The sequence below is a fragment of the Kitasatospora sp. NPDC057936 genome (assembly GCF_042887525.1).
Taxonomy (GTDB): Bacteria; Actinomycetota; Actinomycetes; order Streptomycetales; family Streptomycetaceae; genus Kitasatospora.
The window spans coordinates 76975-96055 of record NZ_JBHVPD010000027.1; the positions used below are offsets into that span (position 1 = coordinate 76975).

The following is a 19081-nucleotide window of genomic DNA, read 5'->3' on the forward strand; positions in this document are numbered from 1 at the left end:
GGGGGGGGGGCCCCCCCTTCTAACCCCAACACCCCCCCCCCCCCCCCCCCGCCGCCGGCCCCCCCCCCCCGGGGCCCCCCCCCGCCGCTCCCGTGTGGTGCTGCGTCAGATCGACCAGACCTGGTCCGAGTACTGCGGGATGCAGTCGAACTGGGTCAGCTTCTGGCCGACGGCCGCCGAGCCCGACCAGCCGATCATGCACTTGTTGCTCTTGACGTTGCGCAGCTGGTAGCCACCGGTCACCGGCTCCAGCTTCCACACCTGGTCGACGAACTGCGAGTCGCAGAAGATCTGCTGGACCTCGGCGCCGTTGTCCGGCGTCTGCCACGGCACGTAGGCGCACTTGTCGGACTTGAGGTTGCGCAGCTGGTAGCCGCCGTCGACCTTCTGGAGGTTCCAGACCTGGTCGACGAACTGGTTGGCGCAGCCGACCTGGACGAGGTTGGCGTGGTCCTCCGGCGTCTGCCACGGCACGTAGGCGCACAGGCCGCTGTAGTTGTTCTTCAGCGTGGCCGTGTGCAGGCGGGTGTCGAACACCCAGCCCGCCAGGTCGTCCACCCGGGTCTCCACCGCGCCGGTGCGGGTCTCCGCACCGGAGCCGAGGCAACCGCCCTGCCAGGAGAGGCTGTTGACGCCCGCCAGCTCGACGCCGCCGCCGGCCTTGGCGCGCAGCGCCGGGCCGCCGGTGTCGCCCTTGCAGATCGCGTCCTTGCCGGGCGTCTTGCCGGTGACGGCGACGGTGGTGGCGGTCGAGGACTGCACGGTGAACGAGGCGCTGTGCAGGGTGTTGGGCACCCACTCGTCCTTGGTGCGCCCGTACCCGGCCACCGTCAGCGTCTCACCGGCGGTGGGCGCGGCGCCCACCGCGACGGTCGGGATGCCCTGGGCCGGCTGCGCGAGCTTCACCAGCACCAGGTCACGGTCGGCGCGCGGCACCAGCTCGGTCACCTCGGAGGTGAACCCGCCACCGGTCGTCAGGTCGGTGCGCCCGACCGTCGCGACCGTCTTCAGCTTCGGCGCACCGGCCTGCAGCGCCTGCGGCTGCGCCGGGTTGTCGGCGAAACAGCTGCTCGCCGTCAGCACCCAGTACGAGTCCACGAGCGAACCGGTGCAGGCGCGCTGGCCGTTGCCGATGTCCAGCTTGGTGGTGAACGCGTACGTGCCGTTCGGCACGCCGTCCCCCACCACCGCACTCGCCGTACCCGCACTCACCAGGCTGCCGACCACGGCGGCCGAGGCCAGCATCCCCGTCATCCACGCGGCGCGCGGACGTGAGCGAAACACTATGGAACTCCTCATTCGGATTGTTGTGGACCCGGCGGCCCCAGGCCGCTCCAGGTCGTCACTTGGAGGCGCGGATCTCCGGCAGCGTGAACTGGCGGTGCTGCGGGTCCTGGAGCTCACGCACGCCCTGACCGCTGGGGCTCGGCATCTTCAGGATCGCGGGGGGCTTCCTCGGCCCGGGCCCGGTCGAGCCTCTGGACAGGATCCGGTCACGCAATCGCGCACGAACCGGCGCGGCGCGCATGGACGAGTTGCCCATTGTCCCCCCTTCCCCTGTGTCCCCTGGTCCGTCAGAAACGGCTGTCACCAGGGCCGTTGCCCCGATGCCCGGAGGAAGCCTAGTGCCGAAATTGCCCGAAAGAAGGGGCGGGGAGAGTTCGTCTTGATCGCATGCCAACTGGCTGATTCGCGACGTGATTCGGCCTTGGACGACATAAACACGCAATAGATCAAGCCAACTGATGGCAAAGGAGGGATTCGTCCGCCTCGCCCGGTTCGTACACCTCCCCAGTCGACCCCGCGACAGCGAAGTGACCGGCCGGTAGGGTGCTGGCGGACGGTCGGCGCGAGTGGAGGCGGAGCGGGAATGAACAGCGACGGGACGGGGTTCTTCACGTCGGTGGCGGACGCCGCAGCGCAGTTGGCCGGTGTCGGGTACCTCGCGTCCACGGCGGTGGCGACGACGGTGTTCCTCGCCGACCGGCTCGGCAAGCCGCTGCTCGTCGAGGGGCCGGCCGGGGTGGGGAAGACGGAACTGGCGAAGGCGGTGGCCGAAATCGGTCGTGCCCGACTGGTTCGGCTGCAGTGTTATGAAGGCATCGACGAGTCCCGCGCCCTCTACGAGTGGAACCACGCCAAGCAGCTGCTGCGGATCACCGCCGGACGCGACGAGGGCTGGGACGAGGCGCGCACCGACATCTTCGGCGAGGAGTTCCTGCTCACCCGGCCCCTGCTGACGGCGATCCGCGGTGCCGAGCCGACGGTGCTGCTGGTCGACGAGATGGACAAGGCCGACGTCGAGGTCGAGGCGCTGCTGCTGGAGGTGCTCAGCGACTTCCAGGTGACGGTGCCCGAGCTCGGCACCATCACGGCGACCCGCCGGCCCTTCGTGCTGCTCACCTCCAACGCCACCCGCGAGCTGTCGGAGGCACTGCGCCGGCGCTGCCTCTTCCTCCACCTCGACTACCCGGACGCCGAGTTGGAGCGCCGGATCGTTCGCGCCAAGGTGCCGGGCCTGGACGAGACGCTCGCCGCGTCGCTCGTGCGGGTGGTCGGCGCGCTGCGCGCGATGGAGCTGCGCAAGGCACCGTCCGTCGCGGAGACGATCGACTGGGCGCGCACGCTGCTCGCCCTCGGTGCCGACACGCTGGACGAAGCGGTGGTCCGGGACACCCTCGGGGTGATCCTCAAGCACCAGGACGACGTGCGGAAGGCCGCCGAGAAGCTCACCGCCGTATGAGCGCCCAGCACCCCCCGGGTCCGCAGGACACCGCTGCCCGCCTCACCGGCCTGGTCCGCGCCCTGCGCGGGCACGGCCTGCGGATCGGCCCGGCCGAGACGGTGGACGCGGCGGCCGTGCTCGACGTCCTGGGCTTCGCCGACCGCGAGCAGATGCGGGCCGGACTGGCCGCCGCACTGCTGCGCTCGGACGGCCAACGGGCCGTCTTCGACGCCACGTTCGACCTGTTCTTCCCACTCGGCGTCGGCACCCCGGAGGCCGCGCGCCACGTCGAACCGCAGGACGACGCACCGCGTTTCGGCCGCCCCGACCCCGTCCGGGACGAGCTGCGCGAGCGCATCGCCGCCGCGCTCGCGGCCGACGACCGGGCCGCCCTCGTCGCGCTCGCGGGCGAGGCCGTCGAGGCCTTCGGCCGCTACGGCACCGGCTCGACCCCCGGCTCGGACGGCTGGTCGGCCCACCAGGCGCTCGGCCGGCTCGCCCCCGAGACACTGCTCGCCCGCGTCCTCGCCGCCCTGCGCGAGCCGAACGGCGCCCCGTCCCACGACGTCTCCGACCTCGTCCTCGCCGACGAGATCCGCCGCCGCATCCGGGACTTCCGTGCCCTCGCCGCCGGTGAGGCCCGCCGCCGCGTCGCCGAGCTGCGCGGCGCCGAGCGGATCGCCGAACGGGCCGTCGCCCCGACCGCCGACCGGATCGACTTCCTCGCCGCCGGCCGCGACCAGCTCGCCGAACTCCGGCGCACCGTCCACCCGTTGGCCCGCAAGCTGGCCACCCGGCTGGCCGCCCGGCGCCGCCGCGCCGCGCGCGGGCAGATCGACCTGCGCCGCACCCTGCGCCGCTCGCTGTCCACCGGCGGGGTGCCGCTGCGCCCGGCGTACCGGCTGCGCCGACCGGCCCGGCCGGAGCTGGTGCTGCTGTGCGACGTGTCCGGCTCGGTGGCCGGCTTCGCCGACTTCACCATGCTGCTGGTGCAGGCGATGAGCGAGCAGTTCGGCAAGGTCCGGGTGTTCGCGTTCGTGAACCGCACCGCCGAGGTGACCGACCTGCTCGCGCGCGGCGGCACCGACCCGGCCCGGCTGGCCGCGCGGATCCTCACCGACGCCCGGGTCATGGGCCACCACGGCAGCAGCGACTACGGCTCCGCACTGGGCGGGTTCGCCGAGCGGCACCTGGACGCGGTCGGCCCGCGCACCTGCGTGCTGGTCCTCGGCGACGCCCGCACCAACCACCGCGACCCGAACCTGGACGCGCTGCGCCGGATCGCCGGCCGGGCGCGGCAGGTCATCTGGCTCAATCCCGAACAGCCCGCGCTCTGGCCGACCGGCGACTCCGCCGCGCTCGCCTACGCGGGCGTCGTGGAGATGCACTCCTGCCGCAACGCCCGCCGGCTGGGCGAACTGATCGCCCGGCTGCTACCCGTCTAACCCTCCGAAGCTCCGTTCTCCACGTGCGCGAGGAAGTCCAGAAGCGCCGCCGTGACCTCCGCCGGCCGCTCCTGCTGCGTCCAGTGGCCGGTGTCCGGCAGGCGGACGTGCTTGTGGAGGCGGGGCGTGAAGGTGGTCAGCAGGAGCTCCAGGACGTCCCGGGGGACCATCGCGTTGACGAGGTCCCGCTCGCCGACCACGAACAGCGCGGGCGCCTGGACCGGGCGGCCGGCGAACGCCGCCATCAGCTCGTTGTTCCGGTCGATGTTGCGGTACCAGTTGAGGCCGCCGGTGAACGCCCGCTCCCCGTGGGTCGCGTAGTCGGCCACGTAGGCCTCGATGTCCGACTCGGTGATCCAGGCCGGCAGCCGCTCCGGCTCCGGGACGGTGTCCAGCAGCTTCTGCCCTTCGGGGACGACCCACACGGCCGGCTCGGCGCCGGGCCCGGAGCCGGCGTAGACGCGGCGGAAGGTGGACGCCGGGTCGGCCGCGAGCTCGGCGTCGGCGCGGCCGGGCTCCTGGAAGTAGTTCTGGTAGAAGCCGTCGCCGAACTGCGCGCGCGACTCCGCGAGCGGGCGCGGTCCGCTCGGCAGCGGCGGCACGCTGAGCCCGGCGACACCGCGCACGAGGTCGGGCCGCAGCGCCGCCGTGGCCCACGCCACCGGCGCGCCCCAGTCGTGGCCGACCACCACGGCCTGCTCGGCGCCGAGCGCGCCGATCAGCGCCGTCGCGTCGCCGACGAGGTGCAGCAGGGTGTACGCGTCGATGCGCTCGGGCTGCTCACTGCGCGCGTAGCCGCGCTGGTCGGGGGCGACCACCCGGTAGCCGGCGGCGGCGAGCGGCGCGAACTGGTGCCGCCAGGAGTACCAGCTCTCCGGGAACCCGTGCAGCAGCAGCACCAGCGGGCCCTCGCCCTGCTCGGCGATGTGCAGCCGCACACCGTTCACCTCGACGTGGCTGTGCTTGATCGCGTCGCTCAACTCCCGCTCCCCTGTTCGACATCGGAATCCGTTGCGGCCATTCGTTCGGACCCTGCCCAGCGGTACCGGCCGGAAACGCGGCCGAGGCCGCCCCGGGAATCCGGGACGGCCTCGGCACGTGGTGCGCGGTGGGTCAGTTCACCGTGTAGCTGTACGGCAGGGCCGCCAGCACCGCACCGGTGGTGCTCACGCTGTTGTTGGCGGTGGCCACACCGGTCGGGCCGGACACCAGGTACAGGACACCGTGGACGGTGCTGCCCTTCGCGCCGGTCGGGGTGATGGTCACCTGCAGCGAGCCGGTGGCGCCGGGGGCGACGGTCACCGGGGTGGCGGCCGGGGCCGTGGCGTTGACCGACGCGGCGTAGATGTCACCGGTGCTGGAGGTCAGCGCCGGGTCGAACGCCAGGGTGTGGGCGGTCGCGGTGATGGTGGCCGAACCGGCCGGGGCGCCCGCGTTGGAGAACGGGCCGATCTGCTGGAGGAAGGTGCCCCACAGGCCGGGAACGACCGGCTGGGAAGCGGTCCCGTTGGACGTCACGACCGAGATGGTCGAGCCGTTCTGGGCCTTCTTCAGGTCGCCGAACAGGTCCGGCGAGGCGGTGGTGGCGCTGAGCTCCAGCTGGGCCGGGGTCGTGGACGCGGCCACGCCCTTCAGCTGGTCGGTGCCCGGCGGAACCAGGAACGACGGGACCGAGGAGGTCAGCGACAGCGGCAGGGTGACGGCGGACGAGGCGCCCTGCGGCACCAGGTTCACGTCGGTGCGGCGGTCGAGACGACCGTCGGCCGCGATCTGCTGGGTCGCCACCGTGTTGTTGGTGTAGTTGACCTGGAAGGTCACCGGCTTGTTGGCGGCGAGCTTGGTCTTCGCGTCGGTCGGCAGGCCCGCGGCGGTGGCCACGTTCTTGTTGAAGCCGATGGTGCCCGCGAAGTCCTGGCCGAGCTGCTGACCGCTGACCGAGCCGATCACGTTGAACACGAAGCGCCAGCGGCCCTCGGCCGGGTTGACCGCGGTGGCCGAGACGCCCGCGCCGGTGCCGGTCAGGTTGCCCTGGGCGTCGAGGAGGGCGTTGCCCTCGATGTCGACCGGGGTGCCGTTCGGGCTGATGAGCGCGCCCTGCATGAGGAGCTTGGAGTCCTTGACGGTGACGCCGACCCGAAGGTCCTTCTGACCCTTCGGGACGTCGAACGCGTAGGAGAAGCTCTGCGTGGGCGAGCCGCTGCGGCCGTTGCCGCCGGTGATGGTGCCGGAGAAGGCGCCGTCGCCGTTGGTGACCGGCACGAGGCTGCGCAGGATGACCGGGACGCTGGTGGTCTGGCCGTTGGAGCTGGAGACGGTGACCGCCTCGCTGGAGTCGCCGCTGGTGGCCGGGGTGGTGACCTGGACCTTGAGGGTCTTGGTGTCACCCGGCTCGATGTCGACGACGTTCGGGCCCACGGTACCGGCCGGCTCCGCGCGCTGGAAGGTGGCGCCGAGCTGGACCGGGCCGGTGTAGCCGCCCTTGCCCTGCGGGGTGTAGAGGACCGCGGTCCAGTCGCCGGCGACCGGGTGCGGGACGTCCACCAGGCCGAAGTTGGCCGGGGTGGCACCGCCCTGCGGGCGGGTGTTGGTCTCGAAGCGGCCGCTCGGGTCGAGCAGCGTCATGCGGACGACCGGACCGTTGACGGTCGGGTTGGCCGCGCCCTGCCAGGCGATCGACGCCGCGAGGCGGTCGGCGCCGGCCGGAACGGTGATCTTGACCTGCTGCTTCACCCAGGTGGCGCCGTTGGTGGCGTACTTGAAGGTGTCGGTGGAGGCCGAGTCCATCTTGACGGTCTGCTGGCTGTTGCCCATCAGCGCGAAGCTGCGGGTGGCGGCGCTGACCGTCTGGGTGGTGTCACTGGTGTTGGTGACGCTCACGTCGGCGGTGTGGGTCGAGCCCGGGGCGCCGGCGATGTCGAGCTGACCGGTGTTCACGACGACCTGGCTGCTGCCGGGCGTGCCGTCACCGTCGTCGTAGCCGCGGGCGGCCTCGACGGCGCCGCGGACGTTCAGCAGACCCGCGCCCTGCTCCTCGGCCGGGACGCCGAGGTCGGTGGCGGTGCCGGTGATGAACTTCTTCACCAGGGCCGGGGACGGCGAGTCGCCGCCGTGGGTGTCGCGGTAGGCCTGGATGACCAGGGCCGCGGCGCCGGTCACGAACGGCGCGGCCTGCGAGGTGCCACCGAAGGACTGGATGCCCGCGGCCTTGCCGCCGAAGCCGCCGCAGTCGGTGAACTTGGTGACGTCGGTCGAGCACAGGGCCCAGTCCGACTCACCCGGGGCGACCAGGTCGACCGAACGGCCGGCCTGGGTGAAGCCGCCCGAGGACAGCGCGGAGATGCGGTTGTTGCTCCAGGTCTTGTTGGAGAACCCGGCACCCGCGTAACCGGTCTGCTGGTAGTTCTGGTTGTCCGTCGAGGCGCCGACCGCGATGACGTTCGGGTCGGTGGCCGGGGAGCCGACGGTGCCGCTCAGGCCGGCGTCGCCGGAGGAGACGGAGACCGTGACACCGGCCTTGACGGCCTCGTCGTTGAAGAGCGAGATGGTGTCGTGGGCGCTGGAGTCCGGCGTCGGGTTGCCGCCGAAGGACTCGTTCAGCACGTCGACGTGCTGGACCCGCACCGCGTAGTCGATCGCCTGCAGGATCGACGAGTTGGACATCATCTCGCCACCCGCCTTGAGGGCGACGAGGTCCGCGTCCGGGGCGATGCCCTTGACGCGGATGGTGCAGCCGGCCGGCAGCGGGTGCGCCGTCTGGTTCACGAAGTTCGCGACGTCGTAGACCTGGCGGCCCTGGGCGATGACCGCCGAGGCGTCGCCGAAGGCTTCCGCGCCACCGGTGGGGGAGTCCCAGCCGGAGCCCGAGAAGTCCTGGTAGTCGACGACGGCGTGCGAGCCGTCGGCCCGGACGAAGTCCGGGTTGTTGGGGTCGAGGCCGTCCGCGATGTAGGCGACCTTGACGCCCTTGCCGGTGGCCAGGTCGGCCGCGCCGGCCTTGCCGTTGCCGGTGGCCACGCGGGTCGAGTAGAGGCCCTCGGGCTCCAGCAGCGGCTTGCTCGGGTCGGAGGGGCAGACCGTGTTGGTCGCGTTCTCCTCGGGAGCCTGGGCGCCGTTGCTGCCCGTAACGGCGTTCGGGGTCGCGGCGGCCGTCGACGCCTTCGCGCTCTCGGCGGCCTGGGCGGCCTTCGCCTTGGCGGCGACGGCCGGGGTGACGGCGACCGGGGCGTCGGCCACCACGGTGGCGACGGCCGGGTCGGCCTGGAGCTGCGCCTTCAGGGCCGGGCTGACCGTGGCCGAGAAGGCGTTGCCGAGCACGAAGCTCTTGACGTTCGTGCCGCCGTTGGCCTTGACCTTGTTCAGCAGCGGAGCCTGGGCGTGCTCGGTCTTCTGCTGGCGTGCGCCCACGTGGCCGTTGTCGGCCGGGGCGTCCGCTATCTGGTCCTTGAGGATCACGATCACCGGCACCGGGGCCCCGTCCGCCGACGCCTGGGGGGCGCTGGTGGTGTCGGGGATCGGAGCGCCGAACGCCGTGGTCCCGAAACCGAGGACCATGGACGCGGCAGTGACCGTGACGGCGGCTGCTAGCTGGGATTTCCGCCAGCCGATCAATGGACATCCTTTCGTCTGATGAGACGTCAGGTTGCACGGTCCAGCCTACGCGGATCCTGGTCGGCCGCGTGGTTGCTCCGGACCGCGCGTCCCGACAGCGGACGCATTCCAGCGCATCCGGCACGACCACGACAAGGGGGGATTTCCCCATCGAAAAGTAAAAATGACCATCGGTTAGTAAAATGCAGGACGGAAATCCGGCCATCGCAGACCTTTACCCTGCTCTCACCTGCGAAGCAGTGCCTGATCATCCCCGTTCACCCCACTGGCGAACATCGGACACTGGCGAACAACCGCCACCTGGTACCGGGCGAAAACGGACCGCGCCCCGGGTGCGCTACTGACCGGTTGTCTCTCTTCCCTGTCAGCACCGGGCCAAACAGGGGCCGTTCCGGCCAGGGATACGGATGGGCACCCGCGCCGGGTTCGGGGAGGTCCGGGCGTTCGTCGGCGAACGCCCGGACAAACGAACCCCGACCGGATGCAATCAGGACATCGTGAGTTTTTCCTGAGCGTCGGCCAGGTCCCCGGCCGTCGGCGCGTCGTCCTGGGTGAGCCGGTAGCGCCAATAACCCGAGAAATCGACAAATATCTTTGGCACCCCGCACTCCCCCACCAGGTACCGGCGCAGCGCCCGGACGGCGTCCGCCTCGCCGGCCAGCCACGCGAACGGGGTGCCCGCCGGCAGCTCGGCGGCCCGGACCGCCTCGGTCAGCACGACGCCCGGGCGGGCGCCGCCGCGGTACAGCCAGCGGACGGTCAGATCGGCCGGCCCGTCCAGCGGCTGTCGCTCCGACTCGTCCGCGACCTCGACGAACGCGAGCGCCCGGACGCCGGCCAGCAGCGCCCCGACCAGCGTGGCGATCGCCGGCAGTGCGGACTCGTCGCCGGCGAAGAGGATCCAGTCGGCGGTGGCGGCGGCCTCCGCGAGCGGGACCTGCCGGGCGTACAGCTCGGACGGGCCGACCATGCCGAGCCGGTCGCCGGGTTCGGCGCGCAGCGCCCACGCGGACGCGGGCCCGGTGTCGCCGTGCAGGACGAAGTCGATCTCGATCCGCCGGGTGCCGGGGACGCGGCGGCGGACGGTGAAGCTGCGCATCAGCGGGCGCTCGGCCTCGGGAATGGCCAGGTAGGCCTGGTACCAGCCCATGGGGTCGTCGCCCTGGGCGGGAAGGACCGGCTCGGCCTGGCCGGGGCGGGGGAAGCAGAGCTTCACCTGCTGGTCGGGCGCGCCGCCGACGGTGTCGTCGAGGGCGGCGGCCTCGAACGTGACCCGGGCGGTGCGCGGCGTGATCCGGCGGACGGCGGCGACCTCGACGAAGGTGACGGGCAGGGTCAACGCGGAACTCCTTCCAATCTCGCGGATTGGTAACCTTACGACATAAAGAGTTGCTGTGACGCGGTTACTTTACACCATAAGGAGTTCCTGGAATGGTCGTGTACGCCGGGCAGGGCGACGCCCGCCGCTCCCTGTCCCTGCTGTGGCGCGCCCCCGGCGCCGAACCCGCCCCGCGCACCGGGCGCAGCGGCCCCAAGCCCGGCCTGAGCGTGGACGCGATCGTGTCGGCGGGAATCGCCGTGGCCGATTCCGAGGGCATGGCCGCGCTCTCGATGCGGGCCGTCGGCGAACGGCTCGGCCGCACCGCGATGGCGCTCTACACGTACGTCCCGGGAAAGGCCGAACTGCTGGACCTGATGCACGACCGGGCGCTCGCCGAAATGCCGGCGGAATCCGACGGCTCCGGGGACTGGCGGGCCGCCGTCACCGCCTGGGCCGAGGCGCTGCACGCCTGCTACCTGCGCCACCCATGGATGCTCCAGGTCTCGCAGGCCCGCCCGGTCCTGGGCCCGGCCGAACTCGCCGCCATGGAGGCCCTGTTGCGCGCCCTGCGGCCGGCCGGACTGCCGGCCCGGCGGCTGCGCGGGGCCGTCGGCGCGCTGTGGCAGTTCGTCCGCGGGATGGCCGGCGTGGCCGCCGAGGCCCGCGACGCGGCCGCCGCGACCGGCGTGGCCGACGCGGACTGGTGGACCGCCCGCTCGGCCCAACTCGCCGAACTCGCGCCCGACTTCGCGGAGCGCTTCCCGCTCCTGACCGCCCTGGAGAGCGGCGGCGAACCGGATCCGCAGGCGCGCGACCGCGAGGGCTTCCGCAGCGGCCTCGCCGTGCTCCTCGACGGGATCGCGGCGCCGTCCGCCTGACCGTCCTCCCCCGCTCAGTCCCGCCGGGCCGCCGGGATCGCCAGCAGCACGCCCAGCGCCAGCAGCACCGCGTACCCGACCGTCTCGTGCCCGGCCGGGACGAGGAAGCGCACGAAGCCGAACAGCCGGAAGCCCCCGAGGTGGTCGGAGAGCAGGCCGGTCGCACCGCCGAGGATCAGGACGAAGCCGAGGTAGCCGAGCAGGGTCTTCATACCGGAAGCCTAGGAACACGGCTCCTCCCGGTAATCCGACTTTCGGCGCGACCTCGACCGACCAAAGTGGCGGCGAACCGGGCGGGGACGGCGCGTAGCCCGGGCACCGGACGGAGCAGCAGGCACGGCGGCCCGGCGGCGGCGCGGGTACGTTCGCGGTGTGCAGCAGATGTCACCGCATGCGGGCAGGCTGGCCGCGGCCTCCGCCGTGTCCGTCCTCGTGCTCGTCGCGACCGCCCCGGCGGCGGCCGGACAGGACTCCACCTCCGTCGTCGGCGGCGAGCGGCTCGGCCGCCCCGCCGTCCAGGTCGCCCCGCTCGCCGGCGCCCCCGCGCTCCCCACCGCGCTCAGCGGGCGCTCCTGGGTGGTCGCCGACGCCGGCACGGGCGAGGTGCTCGCCGCCCAGAACGCCCACCTGCCGCTGCCCCCGGCCAGCACGCTGAAGATGCTGTTCGCGGACACCGTCATGACGAAGTTCGACCGCGCCGACGTCCACCAGGTGACCCAGGCCGAGCTGGCCAACCTCGGCGCCGGGAGCAGCCTCGTCGGCGTCAAGGAGAACCTGCCCTACCGCGTCGAGGACCTCTGGCGGGGCGTCTTCCTCAGCTCCGGCAACGACGCCGTCCACGTGCTCGCCCACATGAACGGCGGCATCGCGCAGACCGTCGCCGAGATGCAGGCCCGCGCCAACACCCTCCAGGCCCGCGACACCAAGGTCGTCTCGCCCGACGGCTACGACATGGACGGACAGGTCTCCTCCGCCTACGACCTCACCCTGTTCGCGCGCGCCGGGCTGCGCATCGCCGACTTCCGCTCCTACTGTTCGACCCGCACCGCCCACTTCCCCGGCGGGCTGGACAAGCTCACCGGGCAGCGCACCAGCTTCGACATCGCCAACACCGACCGGCTGCTGGGCAAGTACCCGGGCCTGATCGGCGTCAAGAACGGCTACACCACCAACGCGGGCGCCACCTTCACCGGCGCCGCCGAGCGCGGCGGCCGGACCCTCCTCGTGACGGTCATGCACCCCGAGGCCCAGGGCAAGGTGTACGACGAGGCGGCCAGCCTGCTCGACTGGGGCTTCGCGGCCGCCGGCAAGGTGCAGCCCGTCGGCCGGCTCGTCGACGACACCGCGCCGGTGACCGCACCGGGCGCCCCGGGCGCACCCGGCACCCCGGCGGGCACCGCCCCCGCCGCCGGGGCCGAGCCGCAGGCCGCCCAGGACGAGGGGCACGGCCTCGGCCCCGCCGCGTGGACGGCCGCCGCCCTCGGCGCGGCCCTCGTCCTGTGGGCGGCGGGCCGCACGGCCGCACGCCGCCGCGGCGCGGTCGCCACGGCCACACCGGCGGGCCCGCCCACCCCGAGCACCCACGACTCCCCCGCCGTCGGCGGTTGCACCGGCACCCGGGGCTCCACCGGCACCGGCCGCCGCCGTCTGGCCCGCCGCGCCCGCGCCCTCGTCCACAGCGCCCGCCCCCGCCGCTGAGCCCGGGGGGGGCTCCATGGAACTCTGGCTGCTCAACAGCTTCTCGACCGTCACGCTGACCCTCCTGGTGGTCGGCGGCTCCGTCCTGCTGGCCATCGCCGCCAGCACGCTCGCCACCCGCCGGTTCCCCCGGCTCGTGGAGGGCGAGAACAACGACATGGTCGGCGTCGTGCTCTCCCTGTTCGGCGCGATCTACGGGATCATCCTGGCCTTCGTCATCGTCAATCTGTGGACCCAGTTCCAGGACACCCAGAAGGTGGTCGCCACCGAGGCCACGTCGATCTCCCAGATCGTCCGTGACGCCCGCGCCTTCCCGCCGGACGCCCAGGCCACCGTCGACGGCGCCGTCCGGGACTACGTGCACGCCGTCGTCGAGCAGCAGTGGCCGCTCATGAACGCCGGGCACGGCGACTTCGCGGCGACGTCCGCCAAGGTGGACGACTTGTACACGGCGCTGCGCTCCTACGAGCCGCAGACCCAGTCCCAGCAGGCCTTCTACACCGAGGCCCTGGACAGCCTGAACGACGCGGTCGGCCAGCGCCGCGCCCGGATCTTCGCCAGCCGCGACGAACTGCCGGCGCTGCTCCAGGTGCTGATCCTCGGCGGCGCGGTGGTCATCATGCTGCTGACGTTGCTGTACGGCATCCGCAGCCGGCGGACCAGGCTGCTGTTCGTCGGCTCGGTCGCCGCGCTGATCGGCTTCAGCCTGCTGCTCGTCCCGGTGCTGGACCGGCCGTTCGCCGGGGGCGTGAGCGTGTCGCCCGAACCGTTCAAGCAGAGCGCCCTGGCCGAGTTCTGGTGACGTCGGCGCAGGTGGGCGCCCCGCTCGTCCTAGACTTCCGGCCATGACCACCCCTGACCCCGCTTCGCGGGAACGGCTCGCCCGGCTCGCCGAGCTGTCCTCCGGCAGCTACCTGCTCGTCACCACCTACAAGAAGGACGGCACCACCGTGCCGACCCCGGTCTGGGTGGTCCGCGACGGCGACGCGCTCGGCGTCTGGACCGTCGCGGACTCCTGGAAGGTCAAGCGGATCCGCAACCGCGCGGACGTCCTCGTCGGCCCCTGCGACGTCAAGGGCCGCCCCACCGGCGACCAGTACCCCGCCACCGCCGAACTCCTCGGCCCCGAGCGGACCGCCGCCTACCGCACGCTGCTGCGCCAGAAGTACGGCCTGCTGGGCGTGCTCACCCTGCTCGGCAGCCGCATCCGGCGCGGCGAGCGCGGCACGGTCGGGATCCGGATCACCCTGAACGACTGAGCCGCCTACGGGTGCGGGTCCGCGAGGACGCTGGGCAGGCCGACGAAGTCGGTCTCCGGGCCGAACCGCTGCTCCAGCGCGTCCGCCAGGCCGTTCAGCGCGGCGGCGCCGTCGCCGTGGAAGGACGAGCCGTGCATCACGGCGAGCGTGCGCGGCCGGAGTTCGGCGAGGGCGCGCAGCGTCGTCGCGGCGGCGGTCAGGCAGGACGTCTGGCGGAACAGCCGCTCGGATTCGAGGGCCGCCTCGACGAGGTCCCCGTCGGTGACGGGCGGGCCGTCGCCGAGGTGGGTGAAGAGGTCCCCGCAGAAGAGGGTGCGGGTCTGCTCCTCGAAGAGGACGCGGGCCTCCCAGCCGTGCGGCACGTGCGGGGTGTTGAGGTTGCGCACCCGCCGCCGCACCCGCCGGCCGCCGAGGTCGAGCACGTCGCCGAGGTCCAGCGGCTCGCCGTCGTCCATCGGCACCGGCGGGCGGTCGGCGAGGTCGTTCAGCGACACCAGGCAGCCCAGCGTGTTGTGCGCGACCCGCGCGTTCGGCGCGGCGGCCAGGAACTCGTTCATCGACCCGCACTCGTCGGCCTCGACGTGTCCGAACGTCACCCAGCGCAGCCGTTCCAGCGGCACGACGCGGCCGATCGCCTCCGACACGGCCGGGAACAGCGCCCGCATGCCGGTGTGGAAGAGCAGCGGCTCCTCGGCGTCGACCAGGAACTGGTTGAACGTGAAGCCGGCGGGCGGCGCGATCTCCGGGACGTACGTCGAGACGCGGTAGATGCGGTCGCCGATCTCGTCGATGCGGGTGTGCATGGGCCACTTCCCTCGTGGGTGCGACCGGCGGGCGGGCCCGGCGTGGCAGGCTTTCCGGTCATGGGTGACAACGCGGTGCCGCTGCTGGTCGTGGACGGTGCGAACGTCGTCGGGTCGGTGCCCGACGGGTGGTGGCGGGACCGGCGCGGGGCGGCCGAGCGGCTGCGCGACGCGCTGGTCGCCGTCGCCGGGCGGGGTCTGCCCGGGCGGGCCGGGCCGCTGGACGTGGTGCTGGTGGTCGAGGGCGCGGCGCGCGGCGTGGCGGAGGTGCCCGGGGTCCGGGTGGTCGCCGCCACGGGGAGCGGCGACGACCTGATCGTCGAGGTGGTCCGGGCGGCCAGGGCCGAGCGGCCGGACCGGGACTGCCTGGTCGTCACCGCCGACCGCGAGCTGCGGGCCCGGGTCGGTGCGCTCGGCGCCGACGTCACCGGGCCCCGGTCCGTCCGGCCCTGAGGACGGTCGGCCGGTCAGTACCGGACGGCCTTCACCACCACCGGGACCAGTCGCTGCTCGGTGTGGCTGCTGAACGCCACGGGGGACGCCAACTCGTCGCGCGGGACGTTCTCGGCGCCCACGACGGTGCTGTCGACCGTCATGCCGTTGGTGTCGGTGAAGTCGACCTGCACGGCGTAGGAGGCGGTGTCCAGGCCGTTGTTGCGGATGGTCACCACGACGGCCGGCAGGCCGCCGGTGTCCGCGAGCGGGACGCCGGTGATCGTGACCGCGCCGAGGGCGTTGCCGCCGTTGGGGGCCTGGGCGAGGGCGGAGACGGCCTTGTCGTGGGCCATCGCCTGCTGGGCGGAGACGGACGCGGCGAAGGCGGCCGCCGCCGCGGCCGACGAGGCGGCGGCCTCGGGCCCGGGGGACGGCGAAGCGCTCGCCGAGGGCGAGGCGGACTCGGTGGCCGCGGCGGACTCGGCGGGCGAGGGGCCCGAGGTGCGCACGATCGACGGGTTGGTCGACGAGCTGCTGCACGCCGCCGCCAGGACGCCCCCGGCGGCCAGCATCGCGGTCAGGGCGACCACGCGGGGGGCCGTCCGGCGGCGGGGGCCCGGGTGGGTGTGGAGTTCGCGCACGGCAGGTTGCCTCTTCTCGCTCGGCGTGTCCTGCACCCCATGCTTCGGGGCGCGGCGGCGGGACGGCGAGACCTGCACACCCGTTCGAGTGGACCCGCGGCTGCTCCCGGGCCGGCCGGCCGCCACCCCCCGCACCGGCACCGGGACCGGGCCGTCGCGGGCGATTTCCGCGGACTTCGAACCGTACGGGAACCACTCCGGTTCGCCGTCCGACTGGTGGGGGGTGAGTGCGAAGTCGCCGGGAGTCCGGCCGTTGAGTGTGCTGGCGGGGTTCGCCCTGCTGCTGGTGGTGGTGTTCGCGGTGGCGTACGCCGTGGGCCGTCAGGCGGGGCCGGTGTCGCCGGGGCTGACGCCCGGGGTCGGGGGCGGCGGCTCGCCCGGGATGTCCGGGCACGACATGGGAGGCATGCGGTGAGCGCGGTCGCGGGGGCCGGCGCCGGGGCGCTGGTGAGCACCGACCTGGCGGTCGGCGGGATGACCTGCGCGGCGTGCGTGGGCCGGGTGGAGAAGCGGCTGGCGAGGATCGAGGGCGTGTCGGCCGGGGTGAACCTGGCCACCGGCCGGGCGCGGGTGCTGCACCCGGCCGGCGTGGCCGTCGAGGAGCTCGTGTCGGCCGTCGAACGGGCCGGCTACACGGCCGAGCCGGTGGCGGCCGGGGCGGCCGTCGGCCCGGCGGAGGAGGAATCGGACGGGCGGTGGCGGCTGCTGGTGACGGCACTGCTGGCCGTGCCCGTGCTGGTGCTGTCGATGGTGCCGTCGCTGCAGTTCCCGGCCTGGCAGTGGGTGTGCTTCGGGCTGGCCATACCGGTGGTGACGTGGGGTTCGGCGGGCTTCCACCGGCGGGCGTGGCAAGGGCTGCGGCACGCGGCGGCGACGATGGACACGCTGGTGAGCCTCGGGGTGCTGGCGTCCTTCGGCTGGTCGGCGTACGCCCTGCTGTTCGGCGGGGCGGGTGCCATCGGCATGCGGATGCCGTTCTCGCTGACGGCCGACGGCGGCGGCGCGGCGCACGTGTACCTGGAGGCGGCCGTCGGCGTCCCGCTGTTCGTGCTGGCCGGGCGGCTGCTGGAGGGCCGGGTGCGGCGGCGCAGTGGTTCGGCGCTGCGGGCGCTGGCCGAGCTGGGCGCGAAGGAGGTGTGCGTCCGGGAGGGCGGCGAGGAACGGCTGGTGGCGATCGAACTGCTGCTTCCGGGGCAGGAGTTCGTGGTGCGGCCGGGTGAGCGGGTGGCCACCGACGGCGTGGTGGTCGAGGGCGGTTCGGCGCTCGACCTGAGCCTGCTGACCGGCGAGAGCGTGCCGGTCGAGGTCGGCCCCGGGGACCGGGTGGCGGGCGCGACGGTGAACGTCGGCGGCGCCCTCGTGGTGCGGGCGACGGCGGTCGGCGCGGACACCCAGCTCGCCCGGATCACCGCCCTGGTGGCCGACGCCCAGGCGGGCAAGGCGCGGGCGCAGCGGCTCGCGGACGCGGTGGCCGGGGTGTTCGTGCCGTGCGTGCTGGCGGTCGCGGTGAGCGTGCTGGGCTTCTGGCTGGGCGCGGGCGCGGCCCCGCAGGCGGCGGTGACGGCGGCGGTCGCGGTGCTCGTGGTGGCCTGCCCGTGCGCGCTGGGGCTGGCGACGCCGACGGCGCTGCTCGCGGCGACCGGGCGGGGCGCGGAGCTCGGCGTGCTGGTGCGCGGGCCCGAGGTGCTGGAGAGCCTGCGGCGGGTCGACACCGTGGTGCTGGACAAGACCGGGACGCTGACCACCGGGCGGATGCGGCTCGCGGCGGTCACCACGGTCGGCGACGTCGACCAGGAGGCGGCCGAGGCGCTGCGGCTGGCCGGTGCGGTGGAGCACCGGTCGGAGCACCCGATCGGGCGGGCCGTCGCGGCGGCGGCCAGGGAGCGGTGCGGGGAACTGCCGCCGGTGAGCGGTTTCCGGGCGACGGCCGGGGTCGGGGTGGCCGGGACGGTCGAGGCCCGGGCGGTGCGGGTGGTCCGTCCGGACGCCGTCGACCTCCCGCCGGTCCTCGCGGAGGCGGTCGCCGAGGCCGGCCGGGCGGGCCGTACGGCCGTGGTCGTGGAGCTCGACGGCCGGGCGGAGGCCGTCCTCGCCGTCGGCGACACCGTGCGCTCCGGCAGCTGGCGGGCGCTGCACCGGCTGCGCGGGATGGGCCTGGAGACCGTCCTGCTCACCGGCGACGGCCCCGGCGCGGCCCGGGCGGTGGCGGACGAGCTCGGCATCGAGCGGGTGCACGCCTCGGCGTCGCCGGAGCGCAAGGCCGAGGTGGTGGCCGAGCTGAAGGCCGCCGGGCGGGCGACGGCGGTGGTCGGCGACGGCGTCAACGACGCGGTGGCGCTGGCCTCGGCGGACCTCGGGGTCGCGCTGGCCTCGGGCAGCGACGCCGCGATCGGCGCGGCCGGGCTCACGCTGGTGCGAGGCGACATCGAGGCCGTGGTGGACGCCGTCCGCCTGGCCCGGCGCACGCTGGGCACGATCCGGACAAACCTGCTGTGGGCGTTCGGCTACAACGTCGTGCTCATCCCGCTGGCGGCCGTCGGGCTGCTGAACCCGATGCTGGCGGCGGTCGCGATGTCGCTCAGTTCACTGCTCGTGGTGGGCAACAGCCTGCGGCTGCGCACGTGGCAGCCCGGACGCGGCAACACCCGGAAGGGGGCCCGGCGGTGATGATCGAGCGGCTCAAGGTGGTCGGCCCGCCCGTCGGGGCGGCGGTGCTGGCGCTCGTCCTGCTGAGCGGCTGGACGGCCGTCGGCGGCGCCGGGCGTCCCCGGCCGGTCGAGGCCACCGGGGACGGGTGGGTGCTGCTGCCGACGGCGGGGGCGGCGCCGGCCACGACGGCGTTCTTCACGATCCGCAACCCCGGCGACATACCGGACGAACTGACCGGTGCGAGTTGGGAGTTCGGCGGCCCGATCACACTGAAGCGGCACCTGCACCAGGGCGCGGCCGGGCGGTGGGAGGCCGTGACCGCGCTGCCGGTGCCGGCGCGCAGCGAGCTGGTGCTGTCCCCGGAGGACTCCGACCTGATGATGGCCGCGCCGCCACCGCTGCGGGCGGGCCAGTGGGTGGACTTCACGCTCACGTTCCGGCACAGCCCGGAGCTCCGGCTCAAGGCCCAGGTGCGGCCGCCGGGTTCACGGCCGTGACCGAGGGGGGGGGGGGGCCCCGGGCCCCCCCCCCCCCCCCCCTGGCCCCAGGGGGGGCACCCCCGGGGGCGCACCCCCCCCCCCCGCAGGGGGGGGGGGGCCACCCAGACGTATAAAAAACA

General features: G+C 73.8%; 17 protein-coding genes. 10 read left to right on the forward strand and 7 right to left on the reverse strand.

Going from position 1 to position 19081, the window contains the following annotated elements:
• Positions 1–105 precede the first annotated feature (105 nt).
• Positions 106–1284, reverse strand: a complete 1179-nt coding sequence (locus ACFVU9_RS17125) for a trypsin-like serine protease (RefSeq protein WP_380446916.1) — start codon at positions 1282–1284, stop codon at positions 106–108.
• A gap of 586 nt (positions 1285–1870) precedes the next feature.
• On the opposite strand from ACFVU9_RS17125, the gene ACFVU9_RS17130 reads away from it, so the two are divergent.
• Complete coding sequence (locus tag ACFVU9_RS17130) at positions 1871–2743, forward strand: AAA family ATPase (RefSeq protein WP_380446914.1); 873 nt, start codon at positions 1871–1873, stop codon at positions 2741–2743.
• A complete protein-coding gene (locus tag ACFVU9_RS17135) occupies positions 2740–4170 on the forward strand; it encodes a VWA domain-containing protein (RefSeq protein ID WP_380446911.1) in 1431 nt (476 codons plus the stop codon). The genes ACFVU9_RS17130 and ACFVU9_RS17135 overlap by 4 nt, the downstream gene beginning before the upstream one ends.
• On the opposite strand, the gene ACFVU9_RS17140 is transcribed toward ACFVU9_RS17135, so the two are convergent.
• The 3 genes from ACFVU9_RS17140 to ACFVU9_RS17150 form a co-directional block, all read right to left on the reverse strand.
• Complete coding sequence (locus ACFVU9_RS17140; RefSeq protein WP_380446909.1) at positions 4167–5150, reverse strand: alpha/beta fold hydrolase; 984 nt, start codon at positions 5148–5150, stop codon at positions 4167–4169. The genes ACFVU9_RS17135 and ACFVU9_RS17140 overlap by 4 nt on opposite strands.
• 133 nt (positions 5151–5283) lie before the next feature.
• The gene (locus ACFVU9_RS17145; RefSeq protein ID WP_380446907.1) at positions 5284–8721 is read right to left on the reverse strand and encodes a S8 family serine peptidase; all 3438 of its coding nucleotides are present in this window, start codon (positions 8719–8721) and stop codon (positions 5284–5286) included.
• Positions 8722–9265: 544 nt separating this feature from the next.
• A complete protein-coding gene (locus ACFVU9_RS17150) occupies positions 9266–10117 on the reverse strand; it encodes a siderophore-interacting protein (protein WP_387594023.1) in 852 nt (283 codons plus the stop codon).
• A gap of 92 nt (positions 10118–10209) precedes the next feature.
• On the opposite strand from ACFVU9_RS17150, the gene ACFVU9_RS17155 reads away from it, so the two are divergent.
• Positions 10210–10977 carry a TetR/AcrR family transcriptional regulator gene (locus ACFVU9_RS17155; protein ID WP_387594025.1) on the forward strand — a complete coding sequence of 256 codons (768 nt, stop codon included), beginning with the start codon at positions 10210–10212 and terminating at the stop codon, positions 10975–10977.
• Between the two features lie 14 nt (positions 10978–10991).
• Here the strand turns inward: ACFVU9_RS17155 and ACFVU9_RS17160 are convergent, their stop codons facing one another.
• A complete protein-coding gene (locus ACFVU9_RS17160) occupies positions 10992–11189 on the reverse strand; it encodes a hypothetical protein (protein ID WP_380446900.1) in 198 nt (65 codons plus the stop codon).
• Positions 11190–11358: 169 nt separating this feature from the next.
• Here ACFVU9_RS17160 and ACFVU9_RS17165 point away from each other — a divergent pair, with 169 nt between their 5' ends.
• Genes ACFVU9_RS17165 through ACFVU9_RS17175 form a run of 3 tightly spaced genes read left to right on the forward strand, consistent with a single transcriptional unit; the run spans position 11359 to position 13934 of the window.
• Positions 11359–12675 (forward strand): D-alanyl-D-alanine carboxypeptidase family protein, encoded by a 1317-nt coding sequence (locus tag ACFVU9_RS17165; RefSeq protein ID WP_387594042.1) that lies wholly within the window; start codon positions 11359–11361, stop codon positions 12673–12675.
• A gap of 16 nt (positions 12676–12691) precedes the next feature.
• The gene (locus ACFVU9_RS17170; protein WP_387594027.1) at positions 12692–13477 is read left to right on the forward strand and encodes a DUF4239 domain-containing protein; all 786 of its coding nucleotides are present in this window, start codon (positions 12692–12694) and stop codon (positions 13475–13477) included.
• Between the two features lie 43 nt (positions 13478–13520).
• Positions 13521–13934, forward strand: a complete 414-nt coding sequence (locus ACFVU9_RS17175) for a PPOX class F420-dependent oxidoreductase (protein ID WP_387594028.1) — start codon at positions 13521–13523, stop codon at positions 13932–13934.
• Between the two features lie 5 nt (positions 13935–13939).
• Here the strand turns inward: ACFVU9_RS17175 and ACFVU9_RS17180 are convergent, their stop codons facing one another.
• Positions 13940–14737 carry an MBL fold metallo-hydrolase gene (locus ACFVU9_RS17180; protein WP_387594030.1) on the reverse strand — a complete coding sequence of 266 codons (798 nt, stop codon included), beginning with the start codon at positions 14735–14737 and terminating at the stop codon, positions 13940–13942.
• Positions 14738–14797: 60 nt separating this feature from the next.
• On the opposite strand from ACFVU9_RS17180, the gene ACFVU9_RS17185 reads away from it, so the two are divergent.
• Positions 14798–15190, forward strand: coding sequence for an NTP pyrophosphohydrolase (locus ACFVU9_RS17185; protein WP_387594032.1), 393 nt, complete (start codon positions 14798–14800; stop codon positions 15188–15190).
• 14 nt (positions 15191–15204) lie between these two features.
• Here the strand turns inward: ACFVU9_RS17185 and ACFVU9_RS17190 are convergent, their stop codons facing one another.
• On the reverse strand, positions 15205–15813 hold the full coding sequence (locus ACFVU9_RS17190; RefSeq protein WP_380494952.1) for a hypothetical protein: 609 nt from the start codon (positions 15811–15813) through the stop codon (positions 15205–15207).
• 253 nt (positions 15814–16066) lie between these two features.
• Here ACFVU9_RS17190 and ACFVU9_RS17195 point away from each other — a divergent pair, with 253 nt between their 5' ends.
• Genes ACFVU9_RS17195 through ACFVU9_RS17205 form a run of 3 tightly spaced genes read left to right on the forward strand, consistent with a single transcriptional unit; the run spans position 16067 to position 18959 of the window.
• Positions 16067–16228 carry a hypothetical protein gene (locus ACFVU9_RS17195; protein WP_380447285.1) on the forward strand — a complete coding sequence of 54 codons (162 nt, stop codon included), beginning with the start codon at positions 16067–16069 and terminating at the stop codon, positions 16226–16228.
• A complete protein-coding gene (locus ACFVU9_RS17200) occupies positions 16225–18480 on the forward strand; it encodes a heavy metal translocating P-type ATPase (RefSeq protein WP_387594034.1) in 2256 nt (751 codons plus the stop codon). Before ACFVU9_RS17195 ends, ACFVU9_RS17200 begins: the two co-directional genes overlap by 4 nt.
• A complete protein-coding gene (locus tag ACFVU9_RS17205) occupies positions 18480–18959 on the forward strand; it encodes a copper chaperone PCu(A)C (RefSeq protein WP_387594036.1) in 480 nt (159 codons plus the stop codon). Before ACFVU9_RS17200 ends, ACFVU9_RS17205 begins: the two co-directional genes overlap by 1 nt.
• The last annotated feature ends 122 nt before the right edge of the window (positions 18960–19081 follow it).

What these genes read in the sequence shown, in the direction of transcription:
- ACFVU9_RS17145 (WP_380446907.1), bottom strand. Translation starts at nt 8,721, where the DNA reads ATGGTCCTCGGTTTCGGGACCACGGCGTTCGGCGCTCCGATCCCCGAC.
- ACFVU9_RS17160 (WP_380446900.1), bottom strand. Translation starts at nt 11,189, where the DNA reads ATGAAGACCCTGCTCGGCTACCTCGGCTTCGTCCTGATCCTCGGCGGT.
- ACFVU9_RS17185 (WP_387594032.1), top strand. Translation starts at nt 14,798, where the DNA reads ATGGGTGACAACGCGGTGCCGCTGCTGGTCGTGGACGGTGCGAACGTC.
- ACFVU9_RS17130 (WP_380446914.1), top strand. Translation starts at nt 1,871, where the DNA reads ATGAACAGCGACGGGACGGGGTTCTTCACGTCGGTGGCGGACGCCGCA.
- ACFVU9_RS17170 (WP_387594027.1), top strand. Translation starts at nt 12,692, where the DNA reads ATGGAACTCTGGCTGCTCAACAGCTTCTCGACCGTCACGCTGACCCTC.
- ACFVU9_RS17135 (WP_380446911.1), top strand. Translation starts at nt 2,740, where the DNA reads ATGAGCGCCCAGCACCCCCCGGGTCCGCAGGACACCGCTGCCCGCCTC.
- ACFVU9_RS17180 (WP_387594030.1), bottom strand. Translation starts at nt 14,737, where the DNA reads ATGCACACCCGCATCGACGAGATCGGCGACCGCATCTACCGCGTCTCG.
- ACFVU9_RS17165 (WP_387594042.1), top strand. Translation starts at nt 11,359, where the DNA reads ATGTCACCGCATGCGGGCAGGCTGGCCGCGGCCTCCGCCGTGTCCGTC.
- ACFVU9_RS17175 (WP_387594028.1), top strand. Translation starts at nt 13,521, where the DNA reads ATGACCACCCCTGACCCCGCTTCGCGGGAACGGCTCGCCCGGCTCGCC.
- ACFVU9_RS17155 (WP_387594025.1), top strand. Translation starts at nt 10,210, where the DNA reads ATGGTCGTGTACGCCGGGCAGGGCGACGCCCGCCGCTCCCTGTCCCTG.
- ACFVU9_RS17205 (WP_387594036.1), top strand. Translation starts at nt 18,480, where the DNA reads ATGATCGAGCGGCTCAAGGTGGTCGGCCCGCCCGTCGGGGCGGCGGTG.